Origin of the sequence: Megasphaera micronuciformis F0359 (genome assembly GCF_000165735.1) — a bacterium.
Taxonomy (GTDB): Bacteria; Bacillota; Negativicutes; order Veillonellales; family Megasphaeraceae; genus Megasphaera; species Megasphaera micronuciformis.
Map to the genome: position 1 here is coordinate 92508 of NZ_GL538177.1, position 16559 is coordinate 109066.

Here is a 16559-nt window from a genome sequence, read left to right on the forward strand (position 1 = left end):
GAAATAAATCGGTTTAGTTGTCGGCCGCTTTTTCGTTAAAGATACAGTCTACGTTTTCCGCTTTAAAACAGCGAGAGCAGGAAATACACAGAGCCGGATCTTGAGAGCCGGCTCTCCAACGACGAGGTAAATCGGGTTCGCGAAGTAAGGGTCGACTTAAGGAGATAAAGGATATGTCCGTAGACTCAAGACAGGTTTCCATATCACTTACGTTGCGGAAACCGCCGACAACACCGACGTCGGCCTTACCTTTTAATACGGTAGCTGCTTCTGCGGCATAAGAAGCAAAATACATGGGTTCCTTCGTGCGACGAATAGCACGAATCGGGCCTTGGCGCGGTAAAGACGCCGTATTTCCGCCACTTACTTCAATGGCATTAATTCCTGAAGATACGGCCATAGACATGACTTCCTTGCTTTCTTCGAAGGTCATGCCACCCTCTTCCATGTAATCGGCACTGTTTAATTTAAGCCACAGGGGATAGTCGGGGCCTACGACAGTTCGAGCCGCCATAATACATTCGATAAGAAAACGAGCTCGATTCTCTAAACTGCCGCCGTATTCATCGGTTCTATGATTAAAGTAAGGCGTTAGAAATTTACTTGCCAAGTAACCGTGGGCACCATGAATCTGAATGCCGTCAAAACCGGCTTTACGAGCACGAACGACAGCCTTTGCCATGTCTTGTACGAGCTGTTTTATTTCTTTTGTTTCCAATATATGCAAAGGGCCTTCCGTCGTTACCACTTTTTCTTGAATTCCGCTGGGGCTTATGGCTTTTACAGAACCCTCCGGTAATGCGATGGCGGAACCCATGACAACTAATTGTGCTACTACTTTACCGCCGTGTTCGTGTACACAGGTAGTAAGCTTTTGTAACGGTTCGATACAATTATCCGAACTGATTCGAATTTGGCTGTGTTGATGCGGCTCCATCGGGCTGACTGCCATCATTCCCGTAATGATGATTCCGCTCCCGCCATCGGCTAAGGTAGCATAATTTTGAAGTAGCCGTTCCGTCGGGAATCCGTTGGTATCGGCCATACCCTCAAAAGTAGCGGAACGAATGATGCGGCACTTCGCATCAATACCGCCGATTTGAGTTTTATCAAATAACATAATGGTTCTCTCCTTAGACCGCAAAATTATAGCAATACGTTTATCCATTATAGCGTAAATGATTGCAAAAAGCTAATAATATAAGGGAAAATTCATTGTAAGCACGGGAACAGCTCTTCTGTGGAGGTCGGGGCCTGTAAATAAGGTATGAATTTACAAACTTTTAATGTATAATACTAAGTGTTTGATATAGTGAACATATACACTTGAAGGGATGTTGAATAGATGGCGACGGCTATGGTACTGGGAACCCAGTGGGGTGACGAAGGTAAAGGTAAGATTGTTGATTATTTGGCACAAAAAGCTGATGTGGTTATTCGTTCACAAGGCGGTAATAATGCCGGTCATACAGTGGTGGCAGACGGCCAATCCTTCGCATTACGGCTCTTACCGTCGGGCATCTTATTTTCCGAAAAAACATGTATCATCGGTAACGGTGTTGTTGTAAATCCGGAAGTTCTTCTAGAAGAAATTGACGGAATGGTTAAAAAAGGTGTTACGATCAGTAAATTGGAAGTTTCAACACGTGCCCATGTTATTATGCCGTATCATATTCGCATAGATGAAGAAGATGAAAAACTGCGCGGTGATGATAAAATCGGTACGACTAAAAATGGCATCGGTCCTTGCTATGCGGATAAGATTAACCGCGTCGGTATTCGCATCGGCGACTTGATGGATCGTGACGTATTCTATCAAAAATTAAAGACAAACTTAGAATTAAAGAACCGACTTTTTGCGACATACTACAACTGTGAAGGCTTTGACTTTGAAGAAATTTTTACTAAATACACGGCGTTAGCTGAACGTATTCGTCCGTATGTAAAGGATACGGAATATTCGGCGAACCAATATATTAAGGAAGGTAAAAAAGTTTTGTTTGAAGGGGCTCAGGCTACGATGCTCGATTTGGATCACGGTACGTACCCCTTCGTAACGAGTTCCAACCCTACGGCCGGTGGAGCTTGTGTCGGATCCGGCGTAGGCCCGCGTATGATGAGTAATATTATCGGTGTCGTTAAGGCTTACACGACTCGTGTCGGGGCCGGTCCCTTCCCGGCAGAGCAGAACAATAAAATCGGTGAATACCTGCGTGAAACGGGACATGAGTTCGGTACCGTAACCGGGCGTAGCCGTCGCTGCGGATGGTTCGATTCTGTCGTTGTTCGCTATGCAGCCATGTTGAATAGCCTCGATTACTTGGCAATTACGAGGTTAGACATTTTAGACGGATTGGATACAATTAACATTTGTAAAGGCTATATGTACAAGGGTATTGAATTGAAAGAATACCCGGAAAGCTTGAAGGTACTTCAGGATGTAGAGCCTGTTTACGAAGAATTGCCCGGCTGGAAGACGGATATTTCAGGTTGTAAGTCTTATGATGAATTGCCCGAAAATGCCCGTTATTATGTAGAACGAATCAGCCAACTTGTCGGGGTTCCTCTGGGAATTGTTTCAGTTGGTCCCGACCGGTCTCAGACGATGGTGTTGCACGACGTATTTTAAGGATGCAAAAAGCATCTCTTGCAAGACGGCACAAAGTATGCCGCCGGCAAGAGATGCTTTTATTATTCTTCGCCGCAGGCACTGCAACCGTTACAAGAGCCGCTGCAGGAACTGCATCCTCCTTGTAATGAGCGAAGGCCGGCCAAGGCTGTTAAGGTTTTACGCGGACTGATCATGCGTCCCGGTGAGACGGTGACTCCGATTTCTTCGGACTGTAGAGAGGCTAGAATTTCGATTTGTTGTGACAGGGGGAAATCACCTTCACCCGGGCAAATACGCCAAGCTGTTTTCAATTCATCGCGAGAATACGTGATATCAATGATTTCCGTCAATCTATTTAAAAGCGTATCCAGAGCTGCGGCAGCTGTGCAGTCGGCGAGCATGCCGGTAGCAAAATCTCCGGAAGTAAAAAATTTGTCGATGTAATCATCAATGTCTTTGCCCAAGGTGACGGACATGGCTATAATTGTTTCCGCTTGCTGCAGGAAAGGAATAATTTGTTCTCCTTCTACGGCAAAAGGTGCTTTTCCGCCAAAGCTGTCGGTGCATAAGTCGTAAGGGAGTTCATCATAGATTCCTTTTGCATTTATAAGAGGGAGAAGGGTTTGAACCGCCGTTTTTATAGTGGAAGTATCAAGACCTGTAAGGTTTCGTTCCGACAGGCGATATTGGAGACGTTTTTCGTCGACTGTATCTATATGAAGTGCTGTTGTTACCATAGTAATCTCCTTTCAATACATATATATATTTGTATTATAGCATTGTAGTGAAGTCGGGGGTAGAAGGAGAAAATCTATCGTATAATAAGCGGCTTTATGCTATACTATACGATAGACTGTAGATATGATGTGGGGACAGTGAGGTGAATCCGGTGGCGCGAATAATAGCCGTAACCAACCAAAAAGGCGGCGTTGGTAAGACTACGACAGCCGTTAATGTAAGCGCATGTTTGGCAGAAGCGGGAAAAAAATCCTTAATTATTGATTTGGATCCCCAAGGGAATGCGACGAGCGGCTTAGGCGTCGATAAAACGACCCTTGACGGGGGAACTTACGATGCATTAATCGGCAACCGGACCATGAACGACATTATCGTAAGTACGGATATTAAACGTCTTTTTGTGGCACCTGCAACGATGGACTTGGCCGGTGCTACTGTGGAACTGGTTAATTTGGAAGAAAGAGAATATATCTTACAAAAAGCCCTACAGGGTGTTGTGACCCCGAAGGGTAAGGATTTCGACTATATTATTATAGATTGTCCGCCATCTTTGGATTTATTGACTGTTAATGCTCTGGTTGCTGCGGACTTTGTTTTGATTCCCGTGCAATGTGAGTTCTATGCTTTGGAAGGATTGGCACAGCTGACGGAAACGATTCGACGCATCAGTGCGGATATGAATCGCAGGCTGTCCGTTCTCGGATTGCTTTTAACCATGTATGACGGCAGGACCAACTTATCCTTACAAGTAGCCGATGAAGTGCGTAAGTATTTTAAAGACCGTGTATTTAATACAATTATTCCGCGTAATGTTCGTCTCGGCGAAGCACCCAGCTTCGGAGAACCCATTACGACTTATGCTCCCTCGTCCAAGGGGGCGGCTGTATATAAGAAGTTGGCTAGAGAGGTGATTAGACGTGTCGGCTAAAAAGGGCGGATTGGGCAAAGGGGTAAATGCTCTTTTCAGAGATAAGGAGACGAACACGACCTTACACGGTGCCGTTACGGAACTCCCTTTGGCATCTGTTGTGCCGAATTCGCAGCAGGCACGGCGTATCTTTGATGAGCAGGCTTTACAGGAATTGAGCGAATCTATACGCACATACGGCATTGTACAACCTTTGGTTGTACGCGCTGTCGGAGAAGGGCGATATGAAATTATTGCCGGAGAACGTCGTTGGCGAGCCGCCAAGGCGGCAGGTCTCACTCAGGTTCCGGTTGTTGTGCGAACATATGAAGACCGTGTGGCGGCAGAAGTGTCTTTAATTGAAAATATTCAACGCGAAAATCTTAACGTTGTCGAAGAAGCGACTGCCTATAAAGTTCTTATTGATATGAACGGTTGGACGCAGGAGGAATTGGCGGAGAAGGTCGGTAAGAGTCGCTCGCATGTAGCAAATTTGATGCGGATTTTAGGTCTTTCGCCGGCTGTGCTCAAAGCGGTGGAGGCCGGGGTACTGACCATGGGGCAAGCACGACCTTTATTGGCCTTGTCGGAAGAAAGTGTGCAAAAGAAGGCGGCTTTACACATTGCTACGGCCGGATTGAATGCCCGTCAGGCGGAGCAGTTTGTTAAGCACTTACTGGAAGGTTCCCAAGGACGTTCAGATGTACCGCCGGCCGATGCCCATGTAGAGGCATTGCGGGATCGACTGAAAATGCACTTCGGTACGAATGTGGCCATTCGTATTAATAAGAAAAATAAAGGGAAAATCGAAATTTCCTTTGCTTCGGAAGCGGAATTTGAGCGATTAATGTCTCTTTTAACAGAAACCAATACACAGGAAACGATGCAAGACGGCCTCTCTTTTACGGTATAACGTGCATAAGACGGGTCTGTTGCAGGACCTGTTTTTTGATATAGGGAGGAAAGAGCTTATGTTTGAAGGATTGGATACGGAAATCTTTTTATGGGCAGGCGGCGGAGCTGTTATCGTACTTTTGTTGCTCTTACTCATCTACATCGGTCTTTTAAATTATCGTCTTGTGAAATTACAGAAAAAGTACACTTTTTTCATGCAAGATGAGATAGGACAAAGCCTGGAGGCGAAATTGCATGCAGATGTTGCGGAACTACAGGAGTTGAGAGGGTCTCTGGACTTAATGCACAGTACGCAGAAGGATATCTTATCCATGCAAAATCAATGCTTTCGTAAAATCGGCTTTGTTAAATATAATGCTTTTGATAATATAGGTAACAATCTGAGTTTTGCTTTTACTATTTTAGACGGCAAGAATGACGGATTCTGCTTGTCGAGTGTATATGGTCGAAATGAGTCGCGTATTTTTGCAAAGCCTATTATTGACGGTAAGTGTCTATACAGCATGAGTGAGGAAGAAAAAGAAAGCCTTGCCGATGCATTACGTTATACCGGAACGGTCAGTCCGGTACAAAAGGGATAGGAAGGCGATTTTTTGGACGCTAAGGATAAGGTGGTACAGTTCATTGAAACCGCAAAGTCTTGCGGGCTCAAAATGAAATTGCGTAGTATGAAGGCGCTGGAAGCTCCGGAAGAGCCGGTAGTTCTTTCGCCTGAACGATACAGGAAATATAAAATAACGGCTCTCATAGTTGTTATTGTAGGGGCCGTGCTTCTTATAGCCTTTGTTTTCGGGCTTGTATCATATACGACTATGCGAGAACAGGAAGAACTGCATCAACAGCAGTTAGAACTGTTAAGAGATAAGACTACATCACTGGAAGAAAAAATGGATAAAATGGACTCTTTGGATCAAGAGCTCCGCCAGATGGTTAAAGGCGCCGGCGCCGGTGAATCCCCAAAAGGTGAGGGCAGCGTAGCAGGCCAAAAAAAGAAAAGCGAAGATTTATCACATGCCGGATATAATGAATTACTGCACGCTGCCTCCCGTTTGGAAACAAAGAGTAATGCCCGAATTATCAGCTTTATTACGCTAAAAACAGTACTTGGCGATACGGCGGGACAGCAAGTTATTCATATGCAGCAGTCGACAAGTAAGTATAGCGCATCTACGTATCCCTCTATTTGGCCTGTAAACGGAACGATTACGTCCCAGTACGGATATCGGACAAGCCCTATGGCAGGGGCAAGTTCCTTCCACGAAGGCATCGATATCGGTGTTGAATACGGTACGCCTGTGCGGGCTACGGCATCAGGTAAGGTTACGGTTGCCGGCTGGGTTTCAGGTTACGGCAATCTGGTTGAAATCGACCATGGTAACGGAATTGTTACTCGGTACGGACACAACTCTATGCTTCTTGTCGTAGAAGGGCAGGAAGTAAAGACGGGTGATATTATAGCTCTGGCCGGCAGTACGGGAAACAGCACGGGGCCGCATGTCCATTATGAAGTACGGGTAAACGGATCCCCAACTAATCCCATCTTGTTTTTACCGTAACAGATAATATTTCAGGAGGATTTTTATAATGGAAAAAACATTGTATGCAAAATTTAAAACTAACGAAGGAGACTTTACAGTAGAACTTTTTGCCGATAAAGCTCCGATTACGGTGGGTAACTTTAAAAAATTGGCAGACAAAAAATTTTATGACGGGACAATTTTCCATCGTATTATTAAAGACTTTATGATTCAAGGTGGCGATCCTGAAGGAACGGGATTCGGCGGTTCCGATGAAATGATTCCTGACGAATTCGCTCCCGGCCTTACGTTTGCGGAGCCGGGTATCTTGGCTATGGCCAATGCAGGTCCGAATACGGGAAGCTCACAATTCTTTATTACGGTAGTTCCTACCCCGTGGTTGCAAAATCACCATTCTATTTTCGGTAAGGTTGTAGAGAATTATGATGTAGTTGAAAAAATCAGCCATGTAAAGACGTCCGGTGCAGATCGTCCGGTACAAGACGTTGTTTTGGAATCCGTTATAATTACGGACAGTCTCTAATGCTATATTACACGTATATGCTTCGGTGTGCCGATGGAACCTTTTATACGGGATATACGACGGACACAGTACGAAGGATTGCTACTCATAACAGCGGTAAAGGGGCTAAATATACGGCTTCCCGCCGCCCTGTTGAACTGGTGTGGCAAAAGGCTTTTACAGATAAACACGAAGCTATGCATTGGGAAGCTCGTATTAAGAAATGGCCGAGAAGTAAGAAAGCCAGACTTTTATCACCTACCGGCCGGCAGTTGGAACTGGCAATGGATCAGACTGATAATAAAGCGCACACATGAGAATATAAAAAACAGGTACCTTCTTTGAAGGTACCTGTTCGTTTTATAGTGCTTATTCTTCAATAAAACCGGGGGTGGAGAGATAACGATCTCCACTGTCGGGTAAAACAACGACGATGGTTTTACCGGCATTTTCCGGGCGTTTTGCCAATTCGGTTGCGGCATATACGGCTGCCCCGCCGGAGATGCCGATGAGGAAGCCTTCCGCTTTAATAAATGCTTGAGCCGTTTTGAATGCCGCATCATTGTCGACCGTAACTATTTCGTCATAAATTTTTGTATCTAAGGTATCGGGAATGAAGTTGGCACCGATACCTTGAATCTTATGAGGGCCGGCATGGCCTTCGGAAAGTAGAGGCGAACCGGTCGGTTCGACGGCAACGACTTTGACGGCGGGATTTTTGCTCTTTAAGTACTTACCGGTACCTGATAAGGTACCGCCTGTACCGACACCGGCAATGAAGATATCTACTTTTCCGTCAGTATCTTCATAAATTTCCGGACCTGTTGTTTCAAAATGAACCTGAGGATTTACGGGATTGGTAAACTGGCCGGGAATAAAGGATCCGGGGATTTCTTTTGCCAATTCTGCGGCCTTGTCGACAGCCCCCTGCATTCCTGTAGAACCGGGCGTAAGTACGATTTCGGCGCCGTAAGCGGACATGAGTTTACGGCGTTCGGCCGACATGGTTTCCGGCATGGTCAAAATGATGCGGTAGCCCTTAGCCGCTGCGACGGCCGCTAAACCGATACCCGTGTTACCACTAGTCGGTTCAATGATTACGGAGCCTTCTTTTAGCAGACCTTCTTTTTCAGCCGCTTCAACCATGCCCTTGGCAATACGGTCTTTTACGGAGCCCGCCGGATTAAAAGCTTCGGCTTTAACAAGAATTCTGGCAAGGCTTTGAGTTTGTTTGTTATAACGTTGCGGTTCGAGTAAGGGTGTACGTCCGATTAAATCTAATGTAGAAGTAGCTATTTTTGTCATGATAAATGTCTCCTTTTATATCTTAGCGAAATATAGTTAATTATTCTCTGCCTATGAGGCGACAACATCGCTTACAGAGAATAAATTTTTCAAATAGTTGTTCCATAGTTATCGCTTCCCCCTTGCAATACGATCGGCACTATTGATGATGTGCCGTATTATGACGAATGTTGGCGTTCCATGAGTCCAAATCATTCAGGCGCTTTTGTAAAAAGCACACTTGTTGCTTCAGCTCGGCAATTTCCTCTTCCAACGGATCGGGAAGACTGGTATGATCCAAGTCAATATCCTGTTCCGTAAGTACTCGGCGAATTCGCTTGCCCCGCTGTGAAACGATATGCCCCGGAATGCCGACGACTGTTGAATATGGCGGAACCTCTCTTAAGACGACCGAGCCGGCACCTATTTTTGAGCCTTCTCCGACGGTAAAAGAACCGAGAACCTTAGCTCCGCTGGCAACGACCACACCGTCTTCTATGGTCGGGTGCCGTTTCCCCTTTTCCTTGCCTGTGCCGCCGAGGGTAACCCCCTGGTAGAGTGATACATTATTGCCGATAATCGTTGTTTCTCCAATGACAATGCCTGTACCGTGATCGATGAAAAGTCCTTCGCCGATGCGGGCACCGGGATGGATTTCGATGCCTGTAAAGAAGCGGGCTATGTTGGAAATAAGGCGAGCCGTAACAAAATAACCGTGACGGTAAAAAAAATGAGAGAGTCTGTGTGCCCAAATTGCGTGTAGACCGGCGTAACAAAGCAAGATTTCCGCCACGTTTTTAGCAGCCGGATCTCGATCTTTGATTACTTGAATATCTTTACGTAATCTTGAAAACACGTAGTACAACCTCCTGATAAAAGAGTATAAAAAAAGACCCGTCGTCTCACAGAGACGTCGAATCCGCGGTTCCACTCTGATTGTAATCATATATTGATTACCACTCAAGGACTTGTAACGTCAGTCATACGGGACTATCTACTGTTGTTCGATAATCCTGCTCCCGAAGGCATTCGACATAAGTGGGCTGCTGTATCGGTTTTCAGCCGGTGGCCGATACTCTCTGTGTGACCCGTACATATGTGTACTTGTTTCGGTCATTGCATGTACTTGTGAAATTAACTGTAATTCTATACGTCGTTATAAGAATTGTCAAGAATAAAATATATTTTTATAAATTCAGTATATTTATAATTTTCTCCTATGCTATGGTAGTTTGTATATCTATTGATTTAGCCTGATTTTTGATGTACGTTATATCTTATAAAGTAATGGAAGGAGACAATCATGTTGTCACAAACTGTTTTACGGGCATTACGATTTGCCTTTCCACTAACTGTGCCTATTGCTGCCGGTTTTTTATTTATTGGCCTTACGTACGGGTTATTTACCGTTTCACAGGGGCTACCTTTAGGGTACCCCCTTATTATGTGTTTGCTTATTTTTGCCGGGTCTATGGAATTTATTACAGTGACGCTGTTATTTCAACCCTTTGATCCCGTGGGAGCCTTTATTATGGCTCTTATGGTAAATGGTAGGCATTTATTTTACGCGATCACGATGCTCGGTAAGTATAGGGGAAAAGGTTGGAAAACACCGTACCTCATTTATGGGATGTGTGATGAAAGCTTTGCTGTTAATGTAACTACGGAGGTCCCTGAAAATATTGATGAAGGTTGGTTTTATTTTTGGGTTACATTGCTGAATCAGGCATATTGGTTTATGGGTGTTTTAATCGGTTCTATAGCCGGAAGTACACTGACCTTTTTGCCGCTTAAGGGGATTGGATTTGTGTTGACAGCTATGTTTGTTGTTCTTTTTTTGGATCTGTGCCGCTCCAAATCGGCAAAATGCGGTATTATGGGGCTGGCTATTACCTTGGTAGCCCTATTCATATGCGGTCCCGCTTCCTTTCTGATACCGGCTATGGCGGGTATACTTTTTGTGTTTTTACTACGTTACCGCTTAGGGGGGGATTGCTCATGATGACTAGTGAACAGATGATGTGGACAATCTTTATAGTGGCTTTCGGTACCTGGGTTACACGGTTCTCGCCCTTTTTACTTTTTGCCCATAAACGGGACGGGAAGTTGCCTGATGTCGTTACGTATTTAGGAGAGGTGTTGCCCGCCGCTGTTATGGGGATGTTGGTTGTTTATGCGTTGAAGGACGTCAGTCTTATGACTTGGCCAAACGGAATTCCTGAAGGGCTGGCACTGATTGTAACCATTGGGGTTCATTTATATAAGAAAAACTTTCTTATCAGCATGTTTGTCGGTACCTTGTGCTATATGGTATTGGTTCAGACTGTATTTTTATAAATAAAAATTTCCGAAGCTTTTTTCGGGAGGGGTGTTTTTAGATATATTCCCAACGAGAAACGTCGACAAACTCTCATGTACAGGAATGGGCATAGGTGTTGAGTCTTTACATTCTGATTGTTATAATATAGTGATAGTAGCAGGTACTATTTTGATGCCGGAGGAATTAATGACTTTTGTGAAAGTGTATTATTTGAACCATAGCGGTTTTGCAGTCGAAACGGATACGAAGGTACTGATTTTTGATTATTATAAGGATCCGGAAAAGGTATTGCCGAGATTACAGGCAGGGGAAAAGCCTTTTTGGTTTTTTGTCAGCCATAGTCATGCCGATCACTTCAATCCGTATATAGTCAATTTTTCGGATGTGACGGCTCGACGTATTACGGATGCAACCGTACCGTTATCGGCGTGGAAGGACAAAAAAACAGTCGTTCTGAGGCCTTATGAAGAGTGGCGTGAAGATAATGTATATGTGCATGAGTTCGGCTCTACCGACGAAGGAGGCTCCTTTTATGTAGAAACGGACGGGTTACGAATTTTTCATGCCGGAGATTTGAATCACTGGCATTGGGACGGAGATACTGAAGCTGACAGACGAGAAGCGGATAAACTGTTTGCACGGGAAATGAGTCGACTGGATATCGGTGAAACGGATTTGGCCTTTTTTCCTGTAGACGCACGCTTGGGCCGTACTCGTGAATGGGGTGTTTCAGCCTTTTTAAATCAAGTAAAAGTAGACTTATGCTTGATACCTATGCATTATTTCGGAGCCGTGTGGGACCCGTCGGCGGAATTTACCGAGAAGTACGGGAGTACGCCCTTGTGGATACCGCAGAAAGACGGAGACAGCCGTCAGTGGTAGGCACTTGTGGATAGGCAGGCATATGTGAGGAGGATATTATGGCAGAAGAGATACGTCGGCGACGCACGCATATTGCCGATTATATATTGATAGGGGCGGCACTTTGTTTTCTCATTTCATTTCCTATGGAAGATTTCTTTTGGGGTGGATTGCTTTCTCATTTGAGCGGAGCGGCTCTTATCGGCGGTCTTGCCGATTGGTATGCTGTTACGGCCTTGTTTCGCAAGCCTTTGGGCATTTCCTTCAAGACAGCTCTGATTCCTCGCAGTAAGACGCGTATTGCTGAAACGGCCCGACATATGATTGTCAGCGAGATTTTGACGGTTTCTAATATGTATTCGGTGCTGAAAAATCATCCTGTATTGGAAGCCAGTTTAACTTATTTACATACAAAAGAAGGATTTCAGTCGGCTGAACGCGTTTTGGGACAAGTGCTGAACACCTTCTTGTATACCGTTGATTTACGAGCCATTGTCGAAGCATTTTCTCGCTATGGAGAAGGGGCTATTGAACGGATTCATATTGCGCCCATGATGTCCAAGGCCGTTAAGGCCGGTCTTTCGGGTGAAGCGGGAGATGCTTTTGTGGATTTTGTTGTTCTCACGGGCGAGCAGTTGACTGAAAGCAAGACTTTACATGCATATATCGGAGATATTTATAAAGAATCATTACATCAATATGAAAAACGGAACTTTGTCTATGCTCTTGTTGTCAAAGCGGCACTGGCCAGTGATGTATTCAGTCCCGAAAACGTAGCTACGGTTTTGCAACGCAAGCTAAGAGAAAAATTGGCACAAGTGAAGGTAAAAGGTACGCCTGAGCGAGAAGCGGTTGTAAGCTTTATTTGGAAGCAAGCCGATCGGTTAGAACACAATCAGGAATGGCAAGAACGTATTGAGGCATATAAGATTCGGTTTTACAGGCATTTAATTTCTCGACCGGATATGAAGGAAGCTTGGCAGCGTTATGTACTGGATGAAGATCGTCAGAGTCGGGTCTGCTATTCAGCTGCTTCATATGCTATTGAACGGTTGGAGTCGTGGAAATCAAGCCCTGACCAGGTAGATCAGTTAAATCGCTATATTCTGGCTTTAGCGGCAAGAGAGCTGAAGCGAGTGCAGGAATGGTTCGGTAAGACGGCGGAAGAAGAAATTCTCAAGTATGATACCGGTGTTTTGGCAAAGCAGTTAGAATCCGGTGTTTGGTATGATTTGCAGATGATACGTATTAACGGCTCTCTGGTAGGGGCTGCTTTGGGAACGCTTATTTATATCGGAATGTTCATTGCGAAGGGAGGCCAATAGTATGAATTATCGTCAACGGGCGGATTTGATTTTGGCCTTGTCTTTCATCTGCTTTTTCGGTGTTTTCTGGTATTGGTGTACCCATGAAGTAACACTTGGCATAAAGTTGGCCCTGTTTGTCTTTCAATCGGCTTTAATCGGCAGTATTGCCGACTGGTTTGCCGTTACGGCTTTATTTGAAAAGCCTCTCGGCTTTCCGTGGCACACGGAATTGGTGCATACACATCGCAATCAAATTATAGACGGCATGACACAAATTGTGTCGGAAAAGCTTTTACAGCCTCATATGTGGCGTGAAAAATTGTATAAAATCTCCTTTGTCGAAACTTTTAATAAGTGGTTGGATACGACTGAAGGTAGAGAACGGTTTCGTAACCTTCTGTATGAAGGGGCTAAACAGATTTATACATATACCGGTAAAGAAGATACGCAGGAAACGATTATCCGCCATATTCGCGATTATTTGAAACGGCAACCTTTATTAACTATAGTGCAGGATCGATTCATAGCCCTGTTAGAAGACGAGCAGAGTCACTTATTGGATGATGGAATAGGCCTATTAAAAGAAGGTGTCGCTACGGACGGATTCAGAAAAATTTTAGAACAATCGTTAAAGGAATGGCTGAACGAATCGAAGACGACACCTCATGTTATTGTTATGCTTAATCGCTTTACGGGTATGGTCGATATGAGCAAGATAGCCGCTGATGTACAAAGCGGTCTGTTGGCCTGGCTTACGAGTTGGGAAAAAGCGGATCCTGTTAAACGGCAGTGGTTGTGCCGAAAGCTGGAAATGCGCCTGTACTCCATGAACGGGCAGCTTACGTATACGGTACAGAGTTGGCAAGATAGATTTGTTGATTCTCTACCCATTGAAAAATGGTTTAAGGCCACCTATAAAACCAGTCAGAGCTATTTTGCCACAGGTCCTATAGGTAAGGAAAAGTTGCAGGATTTGTTGGAAAGTGAGTTTATGAATTATTTGGACTACTGCAATGAACATCCGGAAATCAAGCAATGGCTCGATGATCAGATTCGTCGCTGTGTTGAAGTGGTGCTCGAACACGAACACTCTCTTATCGGTGTCGCCGTACGTGAAGTATTGTCGGGGTTTGATAAGCGTAAATTCAACGAATTCTTGGAAAATAAAGTTGGTGAAGATTTGGCGTGGATTCGCATTAACGGGGCCCTGGTAGGCTCAGTTATCGGCCTTCTGGTCTTCGGCTTTGTAGAAGGTCTTTATGCTCCTCACGTAGCCCCTTTTATCCGAGCGTTCTTCCTTTCATAAGAAAAAGCCATGGAAAAATCCATGGCTTTTCTGTTATTTAAGAGGACTGATCATATATTTAGCAGACTCTTTTATGAAATCATAAAAGAGTTGTTTGGCGAAGTAGTTGGAGGCATACATTTCTTCAGGATGAAATTGATAGGCTTGTAAATAAGGATAGTCTTGCAGCTCCAAAGCTTCTACTACATCGTCTTTGGCTCGGGCCGTTACGACCAGACCTTTGCCGACCTCTTTTACGGCTTGATGATGTAGCGAATTGACAGACCATTCCGTCTTTTTTAAAATGTCTTGTAATCGAGAGTGGGCTTCAATCATTATGGTATGTGCCGGAAGATCTCGATTTCCTTTTAAATTATGGGCAACGGATTCTTCGGGCATATAGGAGATATCTTGATACAAGTTACCGCCGTGGAAGACGTTCACAACTTGTAGGCCGCGGCAAATTGCCAGAATCGGTAGCTTTCTCTTTTCTGCCGATTCAAGGAGCAGAAAGTCAAAGCGATCATTTCCGGGATTTAGGGGTCCGCATTTCGGTAATACATCTTCACCGTAGCGGGGAGGATAGATATCTTGCCCACCTGATAAAAGCAGTCCGTCTAAATGAGATATCATATTTTCCACAGCTTCCGTATCATCCGTATACGGGAGGATAAAGGGTGTACCGCCGGCATCGGTAACTGCACGGATATAGGCATCGTTAACACCTGAACGAAGGGGATCTGGGCGGGTGTCAAAACAATTTCCGCTAATTCCGATAAGGGGTCTTAACATATGAATCGCCTCGTTTCAATTAATTTACAGTGTCAGTGATTCTAGCATAGGCTCAGGCCGTGTGTCAATGTAATAAAGGGGGAAAATCATGCAAACCTATACGGTTGTGAATGAGAATATAATTAAGGACTTGGTCGCTATTGTAGGGAATAAGTATGTGCTGACGGAAAAGGACAGACTTGTCTTGTACGGTCAAGATGAGGGGGCGGAGCGTAAAGCTTATAGATTGCCCGAAGCCGTGGTATTACCGGCCACGACAGAAGAGGTAGCCGCTGTGATGCAAATGGCTGTCAAATACCATATAGCCGTCATTCCCCGCGGTGCCGGAACAGGTCTTGAAGGCGGGGCTGTGGCTAATAAATATGGAGGCATTATATTGTCGACAGAACGCATGAATGCCGTTTTGGAAATTAATGACGAGTGCCTGTATGCACGTGTCGAAGCAGGGGTTATTACAGCGGATTTGCAGAGAATGGCCGCTGCAAAGGGACTTCTTTATGCCGGGGATCCCTGTAGCGGTGACAGTTGCTTTATAGGCGGTAATGCGGCTACAAATGCCGGCGGCAATCGTGCCGTAAAGTACGGGACGACACGAGATCAGGTTTATGCTGTTAAAATGGTAACGCCTAAAGGGGAGATTGTCGAATTGGGCGGTCGCCTGAAAAAGTCCTCTACCGGATATGCTTTAGAAAAAGTTGTTATCGGAGCTGAAGGGACTTTGGGAATTATTACGGAAGTTACTGTCCGGCTGGTTCCCTTGCCCCCTGTAAGCGTCCATATACTGTCTGTTTTTTCATCGGCACAGGAGGCGTTGTCACTGGTAACCGTCTTACCTAAAAATCGGATAGAGACAACTTGTCTGGAATTTATGGATAATGAATCGATACGGGCCGTAGAGCGTTTTACAGGAGAGCGACAAGTAGCGTCTGAAAAGGGTAATTATATGATCATTCAGATAGATTGCCGTAATGAAGATGAGGCTGACGCTATTTGTATGCAAGTTGATGAAATATGCCGGACCTGCGGGGCCACAGATGTTTTTATGGCCGATGCCGATAAAATTTGGAGGGCACGAAAAATTTTTTCCGAAGCCTCCGGGGCAGAAGGGCCTGTCGCTATGGAAGACTTTGTTGTCCCTCCGGATTGTATTGCAGAGCTTCTTCAGGAAGTGCAGAATATCGGTGAACGTACGGGGTTGTGTTTTCGCGGCGTAAGTCATGCGGGAGACGGCAATATTCATTTGGATATTTTAAGAAACGGACTGACTGATGCAGAATGGGAACGACGTTTGGCAGAATACGAAAAAGAAGCTTATACCGCCGTCTATGCCAAAGGTGGTAAGATTTCAGGAGAGCACGGTATAGGAACTGTCAGAAAGGGCTTTATGTTAACGTATACGGACCCTGTGGAGCTTGAATTAATGAGGGCTCTGAAAAAGGCTTGGGATCCGGATTTAATTTTGAACCCCGGAAAAATTTTTGATATTGATGGATAAAAAA

18 protein-coding genes and 1 other annotated feature are annotated in these 16559 nt (G+C 44.9%); of the genes, 13 read left to right on the forward strand and 5 right to left on the reverse strand.

Annotation, left to right across the window (positions count from 1 at the left end; genetic code table 11):
- Positions 1-13: 13 nt before the first annotated feature.
- Positions 14-1120, reverse strand: a complete 1107-nt coding sequence (locus HMPREF9429_RS00615; RefSeq protein WP_040773074.1) for an NADH:flavin oxidoreductase — start codon at positions 1118-1120, stop codon at positions 14-16.
- A gap of 225 nt (positions 1121-1345) precedes the next feature.
- Here HMPREF9429_RS00615 and HMPREF9429_RS00620 point away from each other — a divergent pair, with 225 nt between their 5' ends.
- Entirely contained in the window at positions 1346-2629 is a 1284-nt protein-coding gene (locus HMPREF9429_RS00620; RefSeq protein WP_006940836.1) for an adenylosuccinate synthase, read from the forward strand.
- 62 nt (positions 2630-2691) lie between these two features.
- Here the strand turns inward: HMPREF9429_RS00620 and HMPREF9429_RS00625 are convergent, their stop codons facing one another.
- Positions 2692-3348, reverse strand: a complete 657-nt coding sequence (locus tag HMPREF9429_RS00625; protein WP_006940837.1) for a hypothetical protein — start codon at positions 3346-3348, stop codon at positions 2692-2694.
- Positions 3349-3500: 152 nt separating this feature from the next.
- Between HMPREF9429_RS00625 and HMPREF9429_RS00630 the strand changes: the two genes are divergently transcribed.
- From HMPREF9429_RS00630 to HMPREF9429_RS00655, 6 genes are read left to right on the forward strand one after another with little or no spacing between them, the layout of a single operon-like run.
- A complete protein-coding gene (locus HMPREF9429_RS00630) occupies positions 3501-4277 on the forward strand; it encodes a ParA family protein (protein WP_040773076.1) in 777 nt (258 codons plus the stop codon).
- Positions 4267-5169: a ParB/RepB/Spo0J family partition protein gene (locus HMPREF9429_RS00635; RefSeq protein WP_006940839.1), complete on the forward strand. Its 903-nt coding sequence runs from the start codon at positions 4267-4269 to the stop codon at positions 5167-5169. The genes HMPREF9429_RS00630 and HMPREF9429_RS00635 overlap by 11 nt, the downstream gene beginning before the upstream one ends.
- 58 nt (positions 5170-5227) lie before the next feature.
- Entirely contained in the window at positions 5228-5752 is a 525-nt protein-coding gene (locus tag HMPREF9429_RS00640) for a DUF4446 family protein (protein ID WP_040773078.1), read from the forward strand.
- 12 nt (positions 5753-5764) lie between these two features.
- A complete protein-coding gene (locus HMPREF9429_RS00645) occupies positions 5765-6727 on the forward strand; it encodes a M23 family metallopeptidase (protein ID WP_006940843.1) in 963 nt (320 codons plus the stop codon).
- A gap of 28 nt (positions 6728-6755) precedes the next feature.
- Positions 6756-7232, forward strand: coding sequence for a peptidylprolyl isomerase (locus HMPREF9429_RS00650; RefSeq protein WP_006940845.1), 477 nt, complete (start codon positions 6756-6758; stop codon positions 7230-7232).
- Complete coding sequence (locus HMPREF9429_RS00655; protein WP_006940847.1) at positions 7232-7528, forward strand: GIY-YIG nuclease family protein; 297 nt, start codon at positions 7232-7234, stop codon at positions 7526-7528. Before HMPREF9429_RS00650 ends, HMPREF9429_RS00655 begins: the two co-directional genes overlap by 1 nt.
- A gap of 52 nt (positions 7529-7580) precedes the next feature.
- Here HMPREF9429_RS00655 and cysK read toward each other — a convergent pair whose 3' ends face one another.
- Positions 7581-8516 carry a cysteine synthase A gene (cysK, locus tag HMPREF9429_RS00660; protein ID WP_006940849.1) on the reverse strand — a complete coding sequence of 312 codons (936 nt, stop codon included), beginning with the start codon at positions 8514-8516 and terminating at the stop codon, positions 7581-7583.
- Positions 8517-8655: 139 nt separating this feature from the next.
- The gene (gene cysE, locus HMPREF9429_RS00665) at positions 8656-9351 is read right to left on the reverse strand and encodes a serine O-acetyltransferase (protein ID WP_040773081.1); all 696 of its coding nucleotides are present in this window, start codon (positions 9349-9351) and stop codon (positions 8656-8658) included.
- A gap of 47 nt (positions 9352-9398) precedes the next feature.
- Positions 9399-9621, reverse strand: a binding site (T-box leader).
- A gap of 177 nt (positions 9622-9798) precedes the next feature.
- Here cysE and HMPREF9429_RS00670 point away from each other — a divergent pair.
- The 5 genes from HMPREF9429_RS00670 to HMPREF9429_RS00690 all read left to right on the forward strand — a co-directional run bounded on the left by HMPREF9429_RS00670 (position 9799) and on the right by HMPREF9429_RS00690 (position 14289).
- Positions 9799-10497 (forward strand): AzlC family ABC transporter permease, encoded by a 699-nt coding sequence (locus HMPREF9429_RS00670; protein ID WP_006940853.1) that lies wholly within the window; start codon positions 9799-9801, stop codon positions 10495-10497.
- Positions 10497-10832, forward strand: a complete 336-nt coding sequence (locus HMPREF9429_RS00675; protein WP_040773110.1) for a branched-chain amino acid transporter permease — start codon at positions 10497-10499, stop codon at positions 10830-10832. The genes HMPREF9429_RS00670 and HMPREF9429_RS00675 overlap by 1 nt, the downstream gene beginning before the upstream one ends.
- A 169-nt stretch (positions 10833-11001) precedes the next feature.
- On the forward strand, positions 11002-11697 hold the full coding sequence (locus HMPREF9429_RS00680; protein ID WP_040773084.1) for an MBL fold metallo-hydrolase: 696 nt from the start codon (positions 11002-11004) through the stop codon (positions 11695-11697).
- A gap of 38 nt (positions 11698-11735) precedes the next feature.
- Positions 11736-13001, forward strand: a complete 1266-nt coding sequence (locus tag HMPREF9429_RS00685; RefSeq protein WP_006940859.1) for a DUF445 domain-containing protein — start codon at positions 11736-11738, stop codon at positions 12999-13001.
- 1 nt (position 13002) lies between these two features.
- Complete coding sequence (locus tag HMPREF9429_RS00690) at positions 13003-14289, forward strand: DUF445 domain-containing protein (RefSeq protein ID WP_006940862.1); 1287 nt, start codon at positions 13003-13005, stop codon at positions 14287-14289.
- Between the two features lie 33 nt (positions 14290-14322).
- Here the strand turns inward: HMPREF9429_RS00690 and HMPREF9429_RS00695 are convergent, their stop codons facing one another.
- Positions 14323-15060 (reverse strand): gamma-glutamyl-gamma-aminobutyrate hydrolase family protein, encoded by a 738-nt coding sequence (locus tag HMPREF9429_RS00695; RefSeq protein ID WP_006940865.1) that lies wholly within the window; start codon positions 15058-15060, stop codon positions 14323-14325.
- An 88-nt stretch (positions 15061-15148) separates the two neighbouring features.
- Here HMPREF9429_RS00695 and HMPREF9429_RS00700 point away from each other — a divergent pair, with 88 nt between their 5' ends.
- Entirely contained in the window at positions 15149-16555 is a 1407-nt protein-coding gene (locus HMPREF9429_RS00700; protein WP_006940866.1) for an FAD-binding oxidoreductase, read from the forward strand.
- Positions 16556-16559 lie beyond the last annotated feature (4 nt).

Coding starts and splice junctions, on each gene's coding strand:
- HMPREF9429_RS00615 (WP_040773074.1), bottom strand. CDS start 1,120: ATGTTATTTGATAAAACTCAAATCGGCGGTATTGATGCGAAGTGCCGC.
- HMPREF9429_RS00620 (WP_006940836.1), top strand. CDS start 1,346: ATGGCGACGGCTATGGTACTGGGAACCCAGTGGGGTGACGAAGGTAAA.
- HMPREF9429_RS00625 (WP_006940837.1), bottom strand. CDS start 3,348: ATGGTAACAACAGCACTTCATATAGATACAGTCGACGAAAAACGTCTC.
- HMPREF9429_RS00640 (WP_040773078.1), top strand. CDS start 5,228: ATGTTTGAAGGATTGGATACGGAAATCTTTTTATGGGCAGGCGGCGGA.
- HMPREF9429_RS00650 (WP_006940845.1), top strand. CDS start 6,756: ATGGAAAAAACATTGTATGCAAAATTTAAAACTAACGAAGGAGACTTT.
- HMPREF9429_RS00655 (WP_006940847.1), top strand. CDS start 7,232: ATGCTATATTACACGTATATGCTTCGGTGTGCCGATGGAACCTTTTAT.
- cysK (WP_006940849.1), bottom strand. CDS start 8,516: ATGACAAAAATAGCTACTTCTACATTAGATTTAATCGGACGTACACCC.
- HMPREF9429_RS00670 (WP_006940853.1), top strand. CDS start 9,799: ATGTTGTCACAAACTGTTTTACGGGCATTACGATTTGCCTTTCCACTA.
- HMPREF9429_RS00675 (WP_040773110.1), top strand. CDS start 10,497: ATGACTAGTGAACAGATGATGTGGACAATCTTTATAGTGGCTTTCGGT.
- HMPREF9429_RS00680 (WP_040773084.1), top strand. CDS start 11,002: ATGACTTTTGTGAAAGTGTATTATTTGAACCATAGCGGTTTTGCAGTC.
- HMPREF9429_RS00685 (WP_006940859.1), top strand. CDS start 11,736: ATGGCAGAAGAGATACGTCGGCGACGCACGCATATTGCCGATTATATA.
- HMPREF9429_RS00690 (WP_006940862.1), top strand. CDS start 13,003: ATGAATTATCGTCAACGGGCGGATTTGATTTTGGCCTTGTCTTTCATC.
- HMPREF9429_RS00695 (WP_006940865.1), bottom strand. CDS start 15,060: ATGTTAAGACCCCTTATCGGAATTAGCGGAAATTGTTTTGACACCCGC.
- HMPREF9429_RS00700 (WP_006940866.1), top strand. CDS start 15,149: ATGCAAACCTATACGGTTGTGAATGAGAATATAATTAAGGACTTGGTC.